The organism is Bradyrhizobium sp. 930_D9_N1_4, assembly GCF_052076015.1.
Lineage (GTDB): Bacteria > Pseudomonadota > Alphaproteobacteria > Rhizobiales > Xanthobacteraceae > Bradyrhizobium.
Genome location: NZ_CP197236.1, coordinates 3,729,506 through 3,747,528, shown reverse-complemented (window position 1 = coordinate 3,747,528; position 18,023 = coordinate 3,729,506). Strand labels below are relative to the sequence as shown.

Annotated in this window: 13 protein-coding genes and 1 tRNA gene; 5 read left to right on the top strand and 9 right to left on the bottom strand. The window is 65.7% G+C overall.

What is annotated here, in order from left to right; translation table 11 throughout:
• Window positions 1-19: 19 nt before the first annotated feature.
• Window positions 20-1,036, bottom strand: coding sequence for an amino acid ABC transporter substrate-binding protein (locus tag AB7532_RS17675; protein WP_441236044.1), 1,017 nt, complete (start codon window positions 1,034-1,036; stop codon window positions 20-22).
• Between the two features lie 382 nt (window positions 1,037-1,418).
• Here AB7532_RS17675 and metC point away from each other — a divergent pair, with 382 nt between their 5' ends.
• Window positions 1,419-2,603, top strand: coding sequence for a cystathionine beta-lyase (gene metC, locus AB7532_RS17670; protein WP_441236043.1), 1,185 nt, complete (start codon window positions 1,419-1,421; stop codon window positions 2,601-2,603).
• Window positions 2,604-2,758: 155 nt separating this feature from the next.
• On the top strand, window positions 2,759-4,447 hold the full coding sequence (locus tag AB7532_RS17665; protein ID WP_441236042.1) for a Na/Pi cotransporter family protein: 1,689 nt from the start codon (window positions 2,759-2,761) through the stop codon (window positions 4,445-4,447).
• Between the two features lie 9 nt (window positions 4,448-4,456).
• Here the strand turns inward: AB7532_RS17665 and AB7532_RS17660 are convergent, their stop codons facing one another.
• From AB7532_RS17660 to AB7532_RS17635, 6 genes are all read right to left on the bottom strand, one after another.
• Window positions 4,457-4,795, bottom strand: a complete 339-nt coding sequence (locus AB7532_RS17660) for a lipid-A-disaccharide synthase N-terminal domain-containing protein (protein ID WP_441236041.1) — start codon at window positions 4,793-4,795, stop codon at window positions 4,457-4,459.
• The gene (locus tag AB7532_RS17655) at window positions 4,792-5,526 is read right to left on the bottom strand and encodes a glycosyltransferase family 2 protein (RefSeq protein ID WP_441236040.1); all 735 of its coding nucleotides are present in this window, start codon (window positions 5,524-5,526) and stop codon (window positions 4,792-4,794) included. The genes AB7532_RS17660 and AB7532_RS17655 overlap by 4 nt, the downstream gene beginning before the upstream one ends.
• A gap of 66 nt (window positions 5,527-5,592) precedes the next feature.
• Entirely contained in the window at window positions 5,593-6,438 is an 846-nt protein-coding gene (locus AB7532_RS17650; RefSeq protein ID WP_441236039.1) for a phosphatase PAP2 family protein, read from the bottom strand.
• 1 nt (window position 6,439) lies between these two features.
• Complete coding sequence (locus tag AB7532_RS17645) at window positions 6,440-8,182, bottom strand: ArnT family glycosyltransferase (RefSeq protein WP_441236038.1); 1,743 nt, start codon at window positions 8,180-8,182, stop codon at window positions 6,440-6,442.
• Between the two features lie 50 nt (window positions 8,183-8,232).
• Window positions 8,233-10,341, bottom strand: coding sequence for a penicillin-binding protein 1C (gene pbpC, locus AB7532_RS17640; protein ID WP_441236037.1), 2,109 nt, complete (start codon window positions 10,339-10,341; stop codon window positions 8,233-8,235).
• Window positions 10,342-10,424: 83 nt separating this feature from the next.
• A complete protein-coding gene (locus AB7532_RS17635; RefSeq protein WP_441236036.1) occupies window positions 10,425-15,629 on the bottom strand; it encodes an alpha-2-macroglobulin family protein in 5,205 nt (1,734 codons plus the stop codon).
• Between the two features lie 400 nt (window positions 15,630-16,029).
• On the opposite strand from AB7532_RS17635, the gene AB7532_RS17630 reads away from it, so the two are divergent.
• Both AB7532_RS17630 and AB7532_RS17625 read left to right on the top strand, forming a co-directional pair.
• A tRNA-Arg gene (locus AB7532_RS17630) sits at window positions 16,030-16,106 on the top strand.
• A 434-nt stretch (window positions 16,107-16,540) separates the two neighbouring features.
• Entirely contained in the window at window positions 16,541-16,759 is a 219-nt protein-coding gene (locus AB7532_RS17625; RefSeq protein WP_441236035.1) for a hypothetical protein, read from the top strand.
• Between the two features lie 140 nt (window positions 16,760-16,899).
• On the opposite strand, the gene AB7532_RS17620 is transcribed toward AB7532_RS17625, so the two are convergent.
• Together AB7532_RS17620 and AB7532_RS17615 are read right to left on the bottom strand one after the other, a co-directional pair.
• Window positions 16,900-17,118 (bottom strand): hypothetical protein, encoded by a 219-nt coding sequence (locus AB7532_RS17620; RefSeq protein WP_441236034.1) that lies wholly within the window; start codon window positions 17,116-17,118, stop codon window positions 16,900-16,902.
• A 308-nt stretch (window positions 17,119-17,426) separates the two neighbouring features.
• On the bottom strand, window positions 17,427-17,579 hold the full coding sequence (locus AB7532_RS17615) for a hypothetical protein (RefSeq protein WP_441236033.1): 153 nt from the start codon (window positions 17,577-17,579) through the stop codon (window positions 17,427-17,429).
• Between the two features lie 230 nt (window positions 17,580-17,809).
• Here AB7532_RS17615 and AB7532_RS17610 point away from each other — a divergent pair, with 230 nt between their 5' ends.
• Entirely contained in the window at window positions 17,810-17,962 is a 153-nt protein-coding gene (locus AB7532_RS17610) for a hypothetical protein (protein ID WP_441236032.1), read from the top strand.
• Window positions 17,963-18,023 lie beyond the last annotated feature (61 nt).

Sequence of the window (18,023 nt, the reverse complement as noted above, 5' to 3'; positions counted from 1 at the left end):
TTCGCCGGTTCAGGCGAGATCAGCGGATCGGCGGCGCGTACTGAAGACCACCCTTGTTCCAGAGATTGTTGAGACCGCGGTTGATGGCGAGCGGCGAGCCGGCGCCGACGTTGCGATCGAACACCTCGCCGTAATTGCCGACGGCCTTCGTGATCCGGACCACCCAATCCTTGGTCAGGCCGAGCTGTTCACCGAAATTGCCGTCGGTGCCGAGGACGCGCTTCATCTCCGGATTTTCCAGTTTCGCCTTCTCGTCGACGTTCTTCGAGGTCACGCCAAGCTCTTCGGTGGTGATCAGCGCGAACAGCGTCCATTTCACGATGTCGAACCACTGGTCGTCGCCGTGGCGCACCATCGGTCCGAGCGGCTCCTTCGAGATGATTTCCGGAAGCACCATGTGATCGCCGGGATTGGCAAGCTTGAGGCGGTTGGCGTACAGGCCCGACTGGTCGGTGGTGAAGACGTCGCAGCGGCCGGCTTCATAGGCCTTGACGGTTTCGTCGTTGGTGCCGAACGCGATCACCTCGTACTTCATGTTGTTGGCCTTGAAGTAGTCGGCGAGATTCTGCTCGGTGGTGGTGCCGGTCTGGACGCAGACCGAGGCGCTGTTGAGCTCGAGCGCCGAATTCACCTTGAGCGACTTCTTCACCATGAAGCCCTGCCCGTCGTAATAGGTCACGCCGGTGAAGTTGGCGCCGAGCGAGGTGTCGCGCGAGATCGTCCAGGTGGTGTTGCGCGAGAGCACGTCGACTTCGCCGGATTGCAGCGCCGTGAAGCGGTCCTTGGCGGACAGCGGCACGAACTTGACCTTGGTCGGATCGTTGAAGACAGCAGCGGCGACGGCGCGGCAGACGTCGACGTCGAGGCCGGTCCAGTTGCCCTTGTCGTCGGGCGAGGAGAAGCCCGGCAGACCCTGGCTGACGCCGCAGGACAGCGTGCCCCGGTCCTTGACGGTCTTGAGCGTTTGCGCATCAGCGGCTTGGGCAGTCAGGCCGGCGGCGAGAGCGAGAGTGAGAGCCAGGGTTACGCGTGTCATGGGCAAAAGGCCTTTCAAGGTCGTCTCAAGGTCAGGAATGTTGTCTTTGGGATCGTCTCTGCCGGGGTGACCCCTGCAAGAGTCATGCTGCAAAACCTTGCCGAACACCCGCCCATCCCGAGAGGCCATACCCTAATCCCCGCCGCAGGCGCCCGCACTTATGGCTGTGGCGCAAGGTCCGGTCAGACGATGGATCGAAGGTCGCGGCTGCCCCTCAACATGCGGCGACTGAATAGCACCTACCCATTGGAGGGCGGCCGGCGAGCCGGGTCAAGGGGTTGACGGGACTCTTCTGTGTTCTGTTATTAACGTGAGTGGGCCTTTCGGCCGGCCGGTCAGGCGCCAAACGCCGAGCGGAAACGCGTTTTTTGAAAGCAGACGCATGGATTCCTCGCACTCCTCCCCGCAGCAGGCCGAGACCCGGCTGGTCACCTCCGGCCGCGACACCAAGGCGCAGAAGGGGTTCGTCAATCCGCCGGTGTTCCACGGCTCGACCGTGCTCTATCCGACGGCCGAGGATCTGCACGCCCATCGCGGCGAGTTCACCTATGGCCGCCACGGTTCCCCCACCACCAGGGCGTTCCAGGACACGCTGATGGCGCTGGAGGGGCCGCAATGCGCCGGCGTCGGCATCGTGCCGTCGGGACTGTCGGCGATCTCCACCACCCTGCTCGCGGTGCTGAAGACCGGCGACCACATTCTGGTCTGCGACAACGTCTACCGGCCGACGCGCAATTTCTGCAACGGCATGCTCGCCCGCCTCGGCATCGAGACCACCTATTTCGATCCGATGATCGGCGCCGGCATCGAGACACTGTTCAAGCCGAACACACGCGCCGTGCTGGTGGAGGCGCCGGGCTCGCAGTCGTTCGAGATGCCCGACATCCGCGCCATCGCCGAGGTCGCGCATGCGCGCGGCGCGCTCGTCATCGACGACAACACCTGGGCGACGCCGCTCTATCACCGCTCGCTCGAGCAGGGCGTCGACATCAGCATGCAGGCCGCCACCAAATATATCGGCGGCCATTCCGACATCATGTTCGGCACCATCTCGGCCAACGCCAAGACCTGGCCGCAGATCGCGGAAGGCATCCGCCTGCTCGGCGTCTGCGCCGGCCCCGACGACGTCTTCCTCGCGCTGCGCGGCCTGCGCACGCTGTCGGTGCGATTGGCGCAGCATCATCGCTCCGGCCTCGACATGGCGCGCTGGCTCGCGAGCCGTCCCGAGGTCGCGCGCGTGCTGCATCCGGGGCTCGAGACCGATCCGGGTCACGCGATCTGGAAGCGCGACTTCACCGGCGCCTCGGGCCTGTTCAGCATCGTGCTGAAGCCGGCGCCGCAGAGCGCCGTCGACACGATGCTCAACACGCTCAAACTGTTCGGCATGGGCTTTTCCTGGGGCGGCTTCGAGAGCCTCGCGATTCCCTTCGACTGCAACGACTATCGCACCGCGACCAAGTGGGCGCCGGGCGGCCCGACCCTGCGTCTGCATATCGGCCTCGAAAGCACCGACGATCTCAAGGCCGATCTCGATCGCGGCTTCGCTGCCCTGAAGGCAGCAATGTGAGCTTGCTCACGAGGCACAACGCCTGCGGACGCGCCAGCGCGCGCCGCGGGAACGCGCAGCTGCCGCAAACGTTAACACCGATGCGCCAACAAAAGGTTTGAACCCCAGGCATTTGGCACTAGCCTCATCAATCGACTCTAATCCGGACACGGAGCATGGGAACGTTGGTTCTGCTCGATCTGATGGGCGGCGTTGCGCTGTTGTTGTGGGGCCTGCATATGGTCCACAGCGGGATTCTGCGCGCGTTCGGCCCTGACCTGCGACGGCTGCTCGGCAAGGCTCTCAGCAACCGCTTCAACGCTTTTGCCGCCGGCCTCGGCCTGACCGCGCTGCTCCAGAGCAGCACGGCGACCGCGCTGATCACCAGCTCCTTCGCTGCCGAAGGCCTCGTCAGCGTGGCCGCCGCGCTCGCCATCATGCTGGGCGCCAATGTCGGCACGACGCTGATCGTGCAGGTGCTGTCGTTCAACATCGCGGCCGTTGCACCCGTACTGTTCGTGCTCGGCCTCGTCGCCTTCCGCACTGGCCCGCGTTCGCGGATCAAGGATATCGGCCGCGTCTGCATCGGCCTCGGCCTGATGCTGCTGTCGCTGCACATCCTGCTGGATACGCTGGCGCCGGCCGAGAACGCGCCCGGCGTCCGCGTCATGATGGCGTCGATCACGGGCGATCCCATCCTGTGCATCGTCATCGCCGCGCTCGTCACCTGGGCCGTGCATTCGAGCGTCGCCAGCGTGCTGCTGATCATGTCGCTGGCCTATTCGCAGTTCATCACGCCCTACGCGGCTCTCGCGCTGGTGTTAGGGGCCAATCTCGGCAGTGCCATCAATCCCGTGTTCGAAGGGGCGAAGCGCGACGATCCCGCGAGCTATCGCCTGCCGGTCGGCAATCTCGTCAATCGCGTCATCGGAATTGCGCTGGTGCTGCCGTTCCTGGGCGTGATCTCCGAGCACATGCATGCCTGGCAGCCGGATCTCGCCAGGATGACGGCGGCGTTCCACATCGCCTTCAACGTCGGCACGGCCGTCCTCTTCATCGGCCTGCTCGACACCATGTCGCGCCTGTTGACCCGCTTCCTGCCCAATCGTGTCGAGGAGACCGACCCGGCCCGGCCGCGCTATCTCGACGAGAGCGCGCTGGAGACGCCCTCACTGGCGCTCGCCGACGCCGCCCGCGAGGCCTTGCGTATGGGCGACCTCGTCGAGGTCATGCTGCGCAAGGTGATGGCGGCCATGATGACGGGCGACCGTACGCTGGTCGACCAGGTCACCAAGATGGACAACATCGTCGACGGCCTCGACGAGGCCATCAAGCTCTACGTGACCAAGCTGACGCGCGGCAGCCTCGACGAGAACGAGGGCCGGCGCGCGATGGAGATCATTTCGTTCGCCATCAATCTCGAGCATATCGGCGACATCATCGACAAGAATTTGAGCGAGCTCGCCACCAAGAAGATCAAGCGCCGCTTCCAGTTCTCGGCCGAGGGCGCCGAGGAGCTCGCCGCCTTCCACAAACGCACGATGGAATCGCTGCGGATCGCCTTCGGCGTCTTCATGTCCGGTGACCCCAACGAGGCGCGCAAGCTGCTGGTGGAGAAGACCGCGCTCAAGAACACCGAGCTTGCCGCCATCGAGCGCCATCTCGACCGCCTGCGCGAGGGCCGCCCCGAGACCATCGAGACCACCTCGCTGCATCTCGACGTGTTGCGCGATCTCAGGCGCATTCACTCGCACATCTGCTCGGTCGCCTACCCCGTGCTCGATGCGGCCGGCGAGCCCTATCGCAGGAGCGAGGCGGATACGGCCGTCCTGCCCGCGTCGGGCGCGACGGCGTTGCCGCGGTAGCATTCGAGGTTAGTTATCCAGCGTCTTCGACGCGGTGCCGTGGTTCTTCCAGATCAGCATGATGTTGCGGATGTAGATGATGGTCGCAAACAGCTGTCCGATGATGATGACCGGCTCGCGCTTCACGACGCCGTAGACCAGGGTCATCAGACCGCCGCCCATCGAGCAGAACCAGAACGCGATCGGCACCACGCTGTTGCCGGCCCGCTCGCTCGCGATCCACTGCACCAGAAAGCGTGCGGTGAAGAACAGCTGCGCGATCAGGCCGAAGGCGAGCCAGAAGTCGAACTTGGCGACGAAGACGTCGTAGAAATAGTTGCTCAGCGCCTGGCCGTATTGAATGATCATGCCTTCACCTCAGTCACGTCTGGTGTCGGCTTCTTGCGACGGATCAGCCACCATACGCCGGCGAGATCCATGATGCCGATCCACAGCCGGTCGAAGAAACCATAATTTGACACGCCGGAATGGCGCGGCCGGTCGATCACGTCGACATAGGCGATGTCGTACCCCTCCCGGCGCACCAGCGCCGGCAGGAAGCGATGCAGGCCATCGAAATAGGGCAGCATCAGGAACACATCGCGGCGAAACGCCTTGAGCCCGCAGCCGGTATCGCGCGTGCCGTCGTTCAGGATCGCGCCGCGCACGCCGTTGGCAATGCGCGACTGAAACTTCTTGAAGCCGGTGTCCTTGCGTCCGACCCGCTGGCCGGCTGCGAGCCCGACCCGCGGGCTCTTCTCGACCGCCGCGATCAGGTCCGGCAGGAACGCCGGATTGTTCTGGCCGTCGCCGTCGAGCGTCGCCACGATCGCGCCGCGCGCCGCACGCACCCCGCTGCGCACCGCCGCCGACTGGCCGCTCGATTTTGTATGGCGAAGCTGCCGCAGATTGTCCCGCTGCTGCATGATGGCGGCGAGCCGCTCGCCGGTCGCATCCGTCGAACCGTCGTTGACGTAGATGATCTCATAGGCCCAGCGGCCATCCAGCGCCGCACCGATCTCGGCGATCAGAGGCGCGATGTTGTCGGCTTCGTTGCGCACGGGAACGACGATGGAAACCGAAGGCTGGGGCGACGACAAATCGAAAGCTCGTGGTTGGAATGGGCGGCGGCATGTGGAACCGGCGGCCCCGGCAAGCAGCCGCTTTTATGGGGCGGATGCCCCGTGGGCAACCCTTTTGAGGCGGCCCGAGACCGGCCCTGCGAGAGGCACAATGGTGCCGTCGGCGCGGATGGCAAAGCCGAGCCGGCGGGCCGCAAACCAGTAGCGGACGGCCATGGCGCCGACCATGCCCACCAGGGCGCCGGCCACGACATCACTCGGATGATGCGCCAGCAACACGAGGCGCGTCAGCAGGATCACAATTGCGTAAGTGAACATGAATACCCGCAGCCGCGGCCACAGCGCCGAGACCGCAAAAGCCAGCGCAAACGCCGTCACCGCATGGCCCGACGGCAGGCTGGCATAGGCCCCCGTTCCCTCCAGCGGCACGAAGTTGAACGGATTGGCCTTGCCGCCGACGAACGGACGTCCGCGACCGATCAGATATTTCAGGATCTCGGTGACGAACACGGACGCAGCAACGGACAGAAACAGGAATTGGAGCCGCGTGCCGAGACCGAGCAACAGCGCGCGACGGGTGCCGTGCAGCCCTGCCGCCACGAGCGCCACGGTCACCAGCGCAATCCCCAGCACCGAGAGCACGTACTCGTCCTTGCCGAAGTCGGTGAGGATGCGGATCGGCCACAGGCCCGGCGTGCCGCGCGCCGGCATCAGCTGGATCTCGGTCTGGTCGAACGCGACCATCAGCACGATGACCAGGGCCGCGCCCGCAGCGCTCAGCCATAGCGAATGCCGCGCCAGCTTTCGCGCGGCTTCCGCACGGCGCGAGTGCGACGGCGAGCGCACGAGCTGCGCCAGCGCGCGCCCCGCAACAATGAGCAGCTGCGCCGGATAGCCCGGGCGCGGCGTGATATCGGTCGTAACCGGCATCCTACTCCGTGCCTTCCGAGCGGAAGATCGAGATCGAGATCGCGCGTCCTTGCGAGAAATTGTAGCCGTCGATGCGCGTGCCGACCTTGTAGCGCAGCCCGATCGCCTCGGCGCGCTGCGCGAAGCTGCGCTCGGAGCGCTGCTCGATCAGCGCGAAGCGGCAGCTTCCCTGCAACAGGAAATCCGCCGCCCCCGAGCCGTCGGTGAGCAATGTCTTCGTACCCGTCAGGAACACGAGGCTCGGCTCGTGGTAGCCGGCAGCAGCCGCCTTCGGTCCGACGCAGGTGACATTGCGCAGCGCGCGCGCGATCTCGATGCTCGGAAACACCGGCGTCAGCGACGGCACGACGATGCCCCAGACCACGACCGCCAGCATCAGGGCCGCGACCAGCGCATTCAGCACCGACCTCTCGGCGCGGTTGGTATCGAACAGCCACCAGGCGAACAGGCCGAAGATCAGCGAGGCCGCGATGAACGGCCAGGCCACGAAGGCCGGCTGCCGCGTCAGCATCACCGCGCCGACCACGGCAATGATCGAGCCGGCCGCAGGAATCGCGAACCACCAGGCCGAGCCGCGGGCGAGCCACGAGCGCGACAGCACGTTCCGCTCCAGCGCGCCAACGGTGAGGATCGCGATCGCGGGATAGAGCGGCAGCACGTAATGCGGCAGCTTGGTCAGGACCGCCTCGAACACGATCCAGGACGGGATCAGCCAGGCCAGCAGGAACTGCGCGCCGGGCTCGCGCCGCGCCCGCCACACCGCGGGCGCCGCCATCGCCGCGAGCGGCGCGCCCGGCCAGAACGTGATCCAGAACAGCGCCAGATATAGGCCGGGCGGCGCGCCATGGGATTCCTGGGCGCCCAGCTTGCTCAGCATGTCGCCGCCGACGGAGTCCGCGAAGAAGGCATCGCCCGCGCGCCAGAAGATCGCGATGAACCAGGGCAGCACCAGCACCAGCGTCCACATCAGGCCCCAGAGCGGGCGCAGCTTCCATAACCAGGAGGCATCGCGATCCTGGACCGCGAGCACGACGATGGTGAACCCCGCAAACATCAGGATCAGCGGGCCCTTGATGAGGATGCCGACGGCGATCGCGGTCCAGAAGACCGCAGGCCAGGACCACGGCGGATGGGTCTCGTCCTCGGCGCGCTGCCACGAGAGATAAGCGCGCGCCATCGCACCCATGGCGGCGGTCACGCAGAACAGCAGCATCGCATCGGTCTTGGCGAGCCGTGCCTCGACGCCGAGCAAGACCGAGGCGCACATCAGGAGCGCAGCCAGCACCGCGGCGCGTCGCGTGACGAAGCCGAGCGCGGCCCAATAGGTCATCAGCACAGCGCCGATGGCGCCGATCAGCGACGGCAGCCGGTAGACCCAGATCCGCAACTCGGCCTTCGGCAGCTTGAGCGCGGACGCGATTTCGACCGCGGCCGATTGCAACCAGTAGATGCCGACCGGTTTCTTGTAGCGGACGTCTTCCTGGAAGCGGATGTCGACATAGTCGCCGCTCTCGACCATCTGCTTGGTGGCCTGCGCAAAGCGCGCCTCGTCGCGGTCGACCGGCGGGATCGTGAAGAAGCCCGGCAGGAACAGCAGCAGCGCGCACAGCACGATGAAGCCGACCGCACGGGCGTGGCTGGCCGTGGCGACGTCGAGCATGGACACCAGCCGGCTGCCCGGATTCACGGGCGCTTTCGGCTCGCGGGGTGCTCCAAAACGCGGTGCTGGATAGGTCTCGGCCATTGGTTCCGCTTACGCTGAAACCGTCATTCCGACAACCGGTTAAGGCAAGGTCATTGAATTCGAATGACAACTGTGTCCGCGGCGCCAGTGGCATCGATCACGGTGAGCCGCGCAAACCCCGGACCCGGCGGATCGATCAGCCGCTGACGTCGCCCGTCGATCTCGCCGAGCGACGTTCCGTTAACCATGACGGTCATGGGCAGGACGCCGCCGGCGACCTTCACCGGCATGGCGGCGGCCTCCGCCCCGCCAGACCGATCGACATCGATCCGCGAGCCGTTCAACGGGAACTGAATGTGCAGCGCCTGCTCGCCACCCGCCCGCACCAGTTCCCCGACCGGGCGGAAGCGCTTGAGCGGCAACGGCAACTTCGCGTTGCTGGCCACCAGGGTCCCCTTCGGCGGCTTCGGCAGCGGCGTCAGCGTCTTGCCGGTCCGGGCGAAGGCGTCGAACAGAATCGGCGCGGCAGAGACCCGCCCAATCAGGCCGGGAACCGGCGCGCCGTCGGGCCGGCCGACCCAGACGCCGATGGTCATGCGGCCGTCAAACCCGACCGACCAGGCATCGCGATAGCCGTAGGACGTCCCGGTCTTGAAGGCGATGCGGTTGTGGGCGGCGTTCTCCGGCGGCGGCGTGCCCAGCAGCACGTTGCCGACCTGCCAGGCCGCGGCCTGATCAAGCAACCGCATCGGCTCGCGGTCGTCCTTGTCAGCAATGATCTCGCGCAGCGGTTTGGTGGTGCCGAGCCGGGCGAACCCCGTATAGAGCTGGGCAAGATCCTGAAGCGTCACGCCGACACCGCCGAGGCCCATGGCGAGACCCGGCGCCTCGTCCTTGGGCAGCACCAGATTGCCGCCGGCCTGCCGCAGCCGCGACGACAGCCGGCTCGCGCCGACGCGGTCGAGCAGCACGATGGCGGGCACGTTCAGGGACAATTGCAACGCCTTCTTCACCGGCACCGTGCCCTGGAACGTCATGTCGAAATTCTCCGGCGCATAGGAGCCGAAGCGGACCGGGCGGTCGTCGATCAGGCTGTCGGGATGAACGAACCCGTCCTCGAAGGCGAGGCCATAGATGAAGGGCTTCAGCGTCGAGCCCGGCGAGCGCACGGCGCGGGTCATATCGACCTGCCCTGCCCGGCTCTCGTCGAAATAATCGGCCGACCCGACACGCGCGAGCACGTCGCCGCTCTCATTGTCGACCACGATGATGCCGACCGAGATGTTCGGCCCCAGCGCAATGGCACGGTCGCGCGCCAGCGGCTCCAGCACCTTCTGCAAATTCGCATCCAGCGTCAGCTTGATGATCGGCGTGTCCTTGATCGTCGACAGCGCGGTGTCGGAGGCATGCGGCGCCAGGATCGGCATCGGCTTGCGCAGCTTCGGCACCGGCACCGCCTTGGCCTGCGTGGCGTCATCGGCGCTGACGACGTGCTCCGAAACCATGCGGTCGAGCACGCGGTCGCGCGCCCTGCGCGCGGCCTCGGGATAGCGATCGAGCCGGCGCGTCTCCGGCGATTGCGGCAGCGCCACCAGCAGCGCAGCCTCCGCCAGCGACAGCCGCTTCGGCTCCTTGCCGAGATAGGCGATCGAGGCCGAGCGGATGCCTTCGAGATTGCCGCCGTAAGGCGCGAGCGCGAGATAGAGGTCGAGAATCTGCTCCTTGGTCATGCTGCGCTCGATCTCGATCGCCCGCACGATCTGCCGCAGCTTTGCATAGAGCGAACGCTGCCGCCGCGGCTCCATCAGCCGCGCAAGCTGCATCGAGATGGTCGAGCCGCCCGAGACGATGTGGCCGCGTGTGGTGAGCTGCAACGCGGCGCGGCCGAGCGCGAGCGGGTCGAGACCGTTATGGGCGTAGAAGCGCTGGTCTTCGTAGGCGAGGAGCAGCTTGAGATACGTCGGATCGACGTTCGCCTTGGCATCGACCGGCAGCCGCCAGCGGCCGTCGGTCATGGCATACGCGCGCAGCAGCTTGCCGTTGCGGTCAACGATGGTGGTGGAGACCGCGCGCGACTCGTCGAGCGGAAGAGGGCCGAGGGCGTAAACCCAACCGACGAAGCCGGCGATGGCGAGGATGAGTGTGAACGCGGCTATTGAGAGGATACGAGCAGCGTATCCCCTTGCTCCGTCATGGCCGGGCTTGTCCCGGCCATCCACGTTCTTGCTCGCAGCACCACAGTCCGTGGATGCCCGGGACAAGCCCGGGCATGACGACTGAGTTTTTGGCGCCACTTCGCTCATCACTTCGCCGCCCGCACCTCGACATTGCCGGTCCCGGTCCGCCCATACCGCGAGGGATTGTACATATCCTCGACATAGGCCTGCGGCAGCACGTATTTGCCGGGCGAGACGGCGCGCACGACGTAAGCGACGGTGAACACCGCCTTGGAATCCGAGGCCCGATCGACGGCCGCCGTGAAGCGGTCGTCGCGGAACTCGGTGTCTTCGGGCTCCTCGCCGTCCTCGATCCAGTCCAGCGTACCGCTGTCGCCCGACGACACCAGCTTGGGATTGTCGATCTCGAGGCCGGCCGGCAGATAGTCGGAGACCATGATGTGGCCGTACTCCGGCTTGGCCTCGGTGATCTTCAGCACCACCGCGAAACGCTGGTTCTGCTTGACCTTGCTGATGTCTGCGGGCTTGCCGTCGAGCGTGAAATAGCTGCGCTCGATCTTGAAGCCGTTCGATGCGGGCGGCTCCGGCGTCACCGGCGAGCCCGACACCGAGACCACCGCCTGGATCGGCGCGTCGCCGGTGTTAGTGATCTTCAGCGGCTTGCCGCTCAGCGTGTCCGCCTTGTAGCTGCGATAGAGCGCGGTCTTGACGCTCTGGCCGTCGACCTCGATCGAGAGGTTTTCCTTGGCCAGTGCGCGTGCCGCCAGCACCAGCCACGCATTTTCCTGCGTGGAGGTGTAGGGCGTCAGCCCGCGCGCGACTTCCACCCGTGACACCGCCTGCGTCAGCGTCGCCTTCGGCGCGTTGCCCTCGCTCGCGAGCGAGACGAGCGCCGCCGCATCGCGAAGCTGCGAGCCGTAGTCGGTGCGGCCGAACTCCAGCACGGGCTTTGGCGCGAGGCTGTCGAGCGCGGCACCGTAGACGCGCTCCGCACGGTTGCGGTCGCCGACCAGCGCCAGCGCCGCCGCAAGCTGCGACTTCGCGATCGGCGTTGCGAGATTGGCGAGCTTGGTGTCGGCGAGATAGCGGAGGTCGCCAATCGGGGCGGCGCCGTTGCGGGCGAGCACGTAGAGGCCGTAAGCGAGATCGCGCCCACCGTCTTTCTCCGGCTCATTGCCGTTGACGACGGCGTTGCGGATGCGATCCAGCGCGTTCTTGAACAGGACATCAGGCACCACAAAGCCCTTCTCGCGGGCGCGGGTGAGGAAGTCCGTCACGTAGGCGTCGAGCCAGGCATCGTCGCCGCCGGCCGACCACAGGCCGAACGAGCCGTTGGAGCCTTGACGGGCCAACAGCCGCTCGATGGCGTCGCGAATGCGCTGGTCGACTTCAGTGTCCATGGCCAGATGCGCGCCGGCCGCGAGATCGTTGACATAGAGCAGCGGCATGGCACGGCTCGTGATCTGTTCCGAGCAGCCATAGGGATAACGATCCAGCGCTTTCAGGATCGTCGCCGCATCGAGCGCGGTCGACAGGCTGGCCGAGACCGAGACGCTGCCGGTGCCCGGCACGAGATCGGCGAACATGTCCGAGGTCAGCGTCAGGCTCTCGCCCTTTGCCAGCGTCCGGATCGAGCGCCGCGCCAGCACCTGGGTCGCCGCCTTAACGTCGAGCGCATAGTGGCGCGCCAGCGTCAGGCCGTTCGGACCCTTGATGTCAACGTCGAGCGTCGCCTGCCCCGCCGCGGTCGCATCGATCGCGAGCACGAACGAGTTGCGCTGCTTGGCGGCGAGCTTCACCGTGGTGGCGGGATTGCCGGTCATCTTCACCGGCCCGCCGGTCTTGACGTTGATGACGTAGTCGCCAGCCTGGCCCTCGACATTGTCGATCTCGAGGTTGACCGTGCCGTGGTCGCCATTGAGCAGGAAGCGTGGCAGGGTCGTGGTCAGCACCACGGGGTCGCGGATCACCACGTCGGTATTGGCGCGGCCGAGCTTGGTCGCGGTCCACGCCACCGCCATCACGCGGGCGGTGCCGGCGAACTCCGGAATATCGAAGCTCACCTCCACCGTGCCGTCAGCTGCAACCGTCACGATGCCCGAATAGAGCGCCAGCGGCTTTTGCGCGGGCGGTGAGCCCTGCAGGTCGGCCGCTCCAGCGTCGCCGCCGGACTTGATCTGGCCGCGCGTACCCGACATGCCGTCGATCAGTTGCCCATAGAGGTCGCGGATCTCCGCGCTCAGGCGGCGCTGCCCGAGATAGTAATCATCCGGCGCCGGCGGCTTGTAATTGGTGAGGTTGAGGATACCGACATCGACCGCGGCGATGACAATTTTGGCGTCCTCGCCCGGATTGAGCCCGTCGAGCTTGACCGGGATCTTCAGCGTCGCATTCGGCCGGATCAGCGCCGGCGGCGTCAGCTTGACCTGGAGCGTGCGGGCCTGCTTGTCGATGCCGAACCATTTCAGTCCGATCGCACGGCCCGGCATGCGCTGGGCGGCCGCATCGAGCGGACGGCGCAAGGTCGCCACCACATAGGCGCCGGTGCCCCAATCCTTGCCGACCGGAAGCTTGACCTGCGCGGTGCCTTCCTTGACGTCGATGGTCTGCGTCGTCAGCAGGCGATCGCCGAGCACGTTGACCGTGAGCTTGCCGGCCGAGCGGACGTTGACCGACACCGTCATGGTATCGCCCGACGCATATTGCGGCTTGTCGATCGAAGTCTCCAGGAGGTCCGGCGTGTCGGCGCTGCCGTCGGAATACCAGCCGACGTCGAACTGCACTGACGTGACCGGGCCGTCGGCGTCGTTCGACTTCACGTCGAGACGGTACCGGCCGGACTGCGGTGCCAGCGAGATCCGGGACGGCTTGTCGGCGGCAATGGTCACATCACCGTCGGCGACGCGCGAGGTCGACTTGACCGGCTCGTACTCCCAGTAATTGTTCTGACGATACCACTGGTAGCGCGACTCCATCTTCAGCAGCTCGTAGCGCAGGCCGTCGCGGCGCAGCTTCTCGCCCTCGGGCGAGACGAACACCAATTCGAACTCTGCCTTGTCGCCCTCGGTCAGGTTCTTGTCCGCGAACAGCGGCTTGATGCCGATCATCGCGGTCGCGGGCGCGACCGGCAGCACGAGCTTGCGCTCGACGGCGCGACCGCCGGTCTCGACCATGCGGACGAAGATCTGCGCCTCCTGCGGACGCGTCGAGGTGGGCGGCTTGTCCAGCGTCACCGGGAAGGTCGCAACGCCGTTGGCGTCGGCCTCCGGCAAATTCTCCAGCGGCGTGCGCTCGTTCGAGGTGGTCTCCTCGTCGGCGACGCCGAACTGATATCCGGAGAAGCCCGGGCGCTCGCTCGCGGGTGCGATCAGCATGTCGCCTTCGAGCTGGAGGCCGGACGCGGGCGCGCCGTAGAGGAAATGACCGTCCGCCTTAAGCTCCACTGGAGCGTTAGCTTTGATCAGCTTGTCCTTGGCGGACAAGTCGAATTCGATCCGATCGGGGACGTAGTCCTCGACCAGGAAAGAGGTCTCGCCGACCGACGAGCCCTTCGGGTCGGTGAAGGCGCGCACCCGCCAGGTCCCGGTCGGAACGGCGGAGTTGAGCGGCACGGCGAGCGTACGGCCGCCAGCGCCCTGGTCGGACAGCACGGCGCGGCGGTATTCGACGCCATCGGGGCGCTCGATCACGAGCGTCATCGGCCCGCCGGTGACGGCATTGCCCTGCCCGTCACGGAGCAGCGCGGTGAGATAGACGGTCTCGCTGGAGCGGTAGACGCCGCGCTCGGCATAGACGAACGCGTCGGCCCCGACAGGCACCACGCGGCCCGCGACACCGCGATCGGACAGATCGAATGCACCGGTCTTCAGGCTGAGGAAGGCATAGTCGGCCTTCTCGCCGGTCACGGTCAGCATGGCCGGCGACAGGCCGCCCTCGCCGCGCGCAAGGCCCGCCTCGAACAGCACGTGGCCGCTGTCGTCGGTCTTGCGGCTCGCCAAAATCTCGTTGTTGCGGGCAACGAGCCGGATTTCGGCCTTGCCGACCGGATCGGTCGAGGCAAGCGAGTTCACGAAGACATGGATGCCGTCATTGCCGGAATAGGCGGTGACCCCGAGATCGGAGACGATGAACCATTGCGTGGCGAGCTGATTGTCGTCGTCGGAGCCCGCGCCCTTCGCGGCGGCCGTCATCACGTAGACGCCCGGCTGGAGCTCGCCGAGCGCCTGGTCGACCGGGAATGCGGTGGTGACGTCCTGGTTCAGCGTCATCGCGGTCGCAAGCTCGCCGGACCAGACCTTGACGCCACGCTCGCTGCCGAGATCGGAGAGCTGATAGCGCGACAGCGTCTTCTGGAAGTCGCTGTCCACCACCGTGTTGATCAGGTTGCGGTCGCCGATCCGGAAGACGTTGACGTTCACCGCGGGCGTGTTGACGCTGACCACGGGAATGCCGCGCTGGCCGGTTTTTGGCAGCACATAGGCGCGGCTGGTGAAGCGCACGAACGGCTTGCGGTCGCGCACATAGACGTTGAACTCGGCAGATTTCGGCAGGCCTTCCTTGACGGTTGATGGCAGGCCGGCGCGCAGATTGATGTTGTAGCGCTCGCCGTGCTTCAGCCCGTCGACACAGAGCTGCTTGCCCTCGGCCGACAGCGCCGGCTTGTCCTGCCCCGCCAGCGCGAGGAATGGGCCAAAGTCAGTGCGCTTGGCGAGTTCCTCCGAGAACTGGAAGCAGGCGCGCGGGCTCGCCGAATCCGAGTCCACGGTGTAGTCGAGCAGCCGGAAGCCGTGCTCGTCGCGCATTTTCTCGTAACTCCCGCGGACGTCGGCGACCTCGCGCATGTCCAGTGACAGCCGCAGCGCATCGAGCGCCGGCCGCCAAAGCTTGCGTTCGGACAGCGACTTGCCGAGCACCGCGAGCGCATCCGCCTCCTCGCCCGGGTTGCCGGCGCGCTGGTAAGCGATGTAGGCGGCGGTCGAGGCGCGCTCCAGCAGGAACGTCTGCTCGCTTGAGCTCTTCGGAGAGATCTGGAAGATCACCTTGGCGAGCCGCAGCCAGTTGCCGGTATCCTCAGGCGTGGTCGCCGCGATCTGGCCGAGCACCGACAGGCCGGTGCGGTAGTCATTGCGGCGGAAGGCGGCGTCGGCGTCGGTGCGCAGCGTCGCGCTGGTCTTGGCGACCGGCCCCGCCTCGCTCTTGATCTGGGCCTCCAGCTTGATCGCGGAATCGGCGAGATCGTCGCGCTTGAACGCCTTGTCGGCGGCGGTCGCCGCACTGAGGCCGAACGCCAGCGTGGCGCAGATTGTGACGGCGCGAACCAGACCGATCATGAGGGACTCCCGGAAATCACGGCGAACGCCGCGGGCGCATGAAGTGCGCGGAAAGGTGACGGACTCAAGGCGATGGAACCAAAGGTGCAAATCGTCGCATTCGCCATGACAAGGCAAGCCCAGAGGAGACCGATCAAGGTATCGCCGCGCACGCCGTCCGTGGGCGCAGCAAAACCAGACCAATCGACCGGCGGCCATGTCCCGGAAGCCGGTCAGCGTTCCCGGCGATGTGAACCATCGTCCAGTCCGCTGCCGCTCAACCCGGCACCCTGACACCCCACCGTTCCGCTTTGTCGCTTCGGGTGGGAAAACGGTTCGCTTCAGGCTTGGCTAAACACCAGATTTTTCATATTGGCATGGTAGATGAACGGCCAGCCTCCCCGATCGGATGGCCCAAGACGGTCCCGTAGCTCAACTGGATAGAGCATCAGATTTCTACTCTGAGGGTTGCAGGTTCGATTCCTGCCGGGATCGCCAAGCATCATTGCGGCTCTCAATGCCTCGTCAATCCGGCCGCAACCCAAGCCTCCGTTGCTGGCGCCGATGTCGACGACCATGTCAACAAGCGCACAACGATTCCCGTAGTTGGAGATCAGGATCTTCGCGCGACGAAAGACCAGGAAAAGAGCACGAAGCATCATAAGGCCGAAGAACTCATCGCGAAGGGCCGAGACATCAAAATCGTGGGCGAGAGCGACTTCATGATTATGACGGCAAGCTGATTCGAAGTTGCGCAAGGCTCTTGATCCAACTTGATCAGCGTGGCGGACGTTCAGTCTCCAATCAACCGTCCATCACGAACGCGTGGGTAACCATACACCGGTCTTTGAACCGCGCAGAGACGCCTTATCTAAGCGCGGGGCGAATTGCGCCCGACAAGGACTCGCATGCTGCCAACCGAGTGGACGAGAATGGCTATCGCTTCCGCGGTGGCAATCGTCGCGATGTCGTATCTAGCTGTCGACGCGGGGCTTGTGAGTACCAACGCAGTCACGAAGCGCATCGAGGTGGTGCAGGCCTCGATCGTCGGCGCGGCGACGAGCCACCATCAACTCGCTTTCGCGGTTCAGGCGTGGGCGCGAGGGAGCCACGAGAAGCCGGCCGTTGAACACTGCATGGCGATCGACTGATTTTGGCGCGGGTCTAGCCGGACGAGCCTGCATTTCGTTTGTTCTCGTTCCGACTCCGCTTCGTTCGCAAAGCACGAATCGTCACCGCGAAAATCGACGCAGCGCACTTCTTAACAACGCGTTTCGCTCAACCGAATCCATCACGCATTCAACATCACCAGCACCGGCCGCAAGCGATACGCATCGATCGCGGCGTTCGACAGCAACAGCCTGCGCCGCTCGCCGCGCAGCATCATGCGGTCGATCCTGCCGAGGATGAAGCGGGCGGAGTCCCTGTGCTCGCCCGTGAGCAGGCCCGACTGGTCGAGATATGTCCAGGCGATCTCGAAAGACTGGGCGCGGAGCTGGGGGTCTGTCATGGCCGGCCAACGTCGGCGCGGAACGAATGTTCCTGCGTCAGGACTTCGCCAACCCAACCCGCGTCGTCGATCGCAAGAGACAAACCAAAATACGAAAGCGTCGCGGAACGAGATCACGGTCCGCACGTTGGATGCAGCGAAACAGAGTGGTGCCGACCAGTCAGCCCCGGTCGGCTTTGAAGGGCCCCGTGCTTGTCCCCCGAGCACGGGGCTTTCTCATGCCCGCGCCCCCCTCGCGCTGCAAAAGCAAAGGCGCGAGGCAGGCAATGCCCGGCAGCGCCGCAAGCATTGCGACGCACGGTGACAAATCAATCCGCCTGCTCGTCGCGCCGGTCGCGGGCGAGCTGATGCCAGGCCAGGGCCAGTTGGATCAGTCTTTGCCGGTCGTCGACGTCGGAGGACGCCGCCGCCCGCTTCATCGCGGCCTCGGCCTCGTGCTGTGGGTCGTACTTCGTACACATGGGACCAACATTAGCCGGTCGATCTGGACAAGCGGATGGCAATTTCGCCCGTATGAATGCGGGGTGGTTTTCGCGCCGTTCCGACGGGTGATCGCGGGCCGAATTCGGTTAATGCGGATCGCGCGCCCACCGGCCCCATCTGTGAATTGCGTCACAGCCAGCGCCTGGCGGCTCCGGTAAACAACACCTTAACCGCTCGCACCGATGCGAGAGGGCATAGGTGGTCCATCATGACACAGGAAGCAGCAGCTCACGTTCCGACCCAACGCGAAAGGTCCGACCTGTTCAGCGCCACGTTTCTGGTCACGATCGGTATCGTGATGCTGGCCTGGATCGCAGGCCTGGTCTGGGCCGCGATCGCGTTCTTCAACTGGCTGGTGTGACGCGCGAGGCGATCGGCCTGCACCACAAAAAGAGGCGGACCTGCGCCCGCCCCTTTGCTTC